Origin of the sequence: Sphingosinicella terrae (genome assembly GCF_003347635.1) — a bacterium.
In the GTDB taxonomy this organism is placed as follows: domain Bacteria; phylum Pseudomonadota; class Alphaproteobacteria; order Sphingomonadales; family Sphingomonadaceae; genus Allosphingosinicella; species Allosphingosinicella terrae.
In genome coordinates, this window is the sequence record NZ_QDFY01000039.1 from 1 (window position 1) to 1,453 (window position 1,453).

Here is a 1,453-nt window from a genome sequence, read left to right on the forward strand (position 1 = left end):
GTCAGGGGCGCCGCGCTCCAGCGAAGGTGCGCAAGGCGGCCCCGGCCGCGTCGGCCACGCCGAAGAAGGGCGGCTACGTCTCCCCGGTCAAGCCGATCGCCGCGCCCAAGGCCAACGGCAACCGCGTCCTCGCCCATGTCGCCGACGCCGACGAGTGGAAGGATTTCTAGCGCCGCTACCGACAGCGGCCCGCATCCTGGCGGCCGCGCACCGACGCACCGGGCGCGGCCGTTCAGTCATGATGGTTTTGAGTTAGTTGCTTTTTTTGGGAAGGCGAGGAAGGAGTAGGGCATTCCTCCTATAAGTCAGATGAAAGGCTGCTCCTGCAGCGAACTCATCAACTTCAAGGAAAAGCGCGCATGATCGCGACCCTCAACAATTGGCGGCTGCCCAAGAAACTCCTTCTTGCCTTCGGCTGCATCGGCGTCCTGCTCACGGCACTGGCAACCAATGCCTTATGGACCAACCGGGAGATGACGTTCATCGCCAATCGTCACGTCGAGCGTGGCCTTGCCGGTAATGATTCGCTCGCCCGCGCCGAAGCCCAGTTGCGCGAGCACCGGATCATCCTGTTCACCGATTTCATCGCGGACTCGGCCGAGGAGATTCGCACGCTCGAACGTCGCATGGAGCAGAGCCGGGTGGATCTTCGCGCGGCCCTCGATGAATTCGAGCCGCTGGCTGGCGAGCTCGCTCCCGAGTTCGAGCGACTGGAGGGGCTTCTTCCGGGGCTCTACGAGAGCAACGACCAATTCATCGCCGTGCGCCGTTCCGGTGATCTGGTTCGCGCCGAAGCGATCCTGAAGGGCGAGGCTCGCGACCGTTCGACGGCGGCCGTCGAGCAGCTGCAGCGGCTCCGGACCAAGGTTCGCGAGCGCGCGAACCAGGCCGACCTGGACGGCCGTGCCTTTTCCACCTCCGCATTCATTTGGGCGGTCCTGTTCACCTTGCTGGCAGCCGGCGGACTGGTGGCCATCTGGACGCTGATCAACCGAACGATCGCGAAGCCGATGAACGAGGTCGCCGAGGTGACGACGACGCTTGCCAATGGCGGCAAAGCCGTGGTGCCGCACCGCGCGCGACAGGACGAGCTTGGCGAGATCGCCAAGGCCGTCGAGCAGTTCCGGCAAGCGGCCGTGGATCGTGCCGAGACGGATGCTCGGCTCGCCGCCGAGCAGCAGGCCGTCACCGCGACCCTCGAGCAGAGCCTCGACGCGCTCAGCAAGGGCGATCTCACCGCCGAGGTCGAAGCGGAATTCCCGCCGGCTTATGCAGCGCTTCGCAGCAATTTCAACGCGGCGCTGCGCAGCCTCCGGGCGCTGATCGGCTCGGTGATCGAGAGCTCGGCGAGCCTTCGTACCGGCGCGGGCGAGATCGCGCAGGCATCGGAGGATCTGGCGCGGCGCACGGAGAGCAATGCGGCGAGCCTGGAGGAGACGTCGGCGGCGCTGTC

General features: G+C 66.0%; 1 protein-coding gene. It reads left to right on the forward strand.

The features are described 5' to 3' along the window. Window positions 1-359: 359 nt before the first annotated feature. Window positions 360-1,453, forward strand: a 1,094-nt coding sequence (locus tag DDE10_RS23095) for a HAMP domain-containing protein (RefSeq protein ID WP_162806816.1), incomplete at its 3' end; no start/stop codon positions are given.